Source organism: Salifodinibacter halophilus, from assembly GCA_012999515.1.
GTDB lineage: Bacteria > Pseudomonadota > Gammaproteobacteria > Nevskiales > Salinisphaeraceae > Salifodinibacter > Salifodinibacter halophilus.
Window position 1 is genome coordinate 1 of sequence record JABEEB010000630.1, and the last position, 242, is coordinate 242.

General features: G+C 62.0%; 1 protein-coding gene. It reads right to left on the reverse strand.

Annotated elements, in window-relative coordinates:
• Window positions 1-229, reverse strand: a 229-nt coding sequence (locus HKX41_13090) for a hypothetical protein (protein NNC25069.1), incomplete at its 3' end; no start/stop codon positions are given.
• Between the last annotated feature and the right edge of the window lie 13 nt (window positions 230-242).

The following is a 242-nucleotide window of genomic DNA, read 5'->3' on the forward strand; positions in this document are numbered from 1 at the left end:
CTAGCATCCCGTTGGGCCCTTGCGCGGCGCGTTCCTTGCTGTAGATGTACTCCAGCGCATCGAAGGCATATTGCTGGGGGTAGTGGTTGCGGTCGTAGAAGTATTTGCCGAACGCCTCCAGATTGTCCGGCGTAGTGGCGACCTTGCCGTCCGCGCCGATGCTCAGCCCCGGTTTGGGCGTGTAGACCTCGCGGCCGGAGGAGCGGTCGACATCGAAGTACTGCTCCATCTGGTTGCTGGAC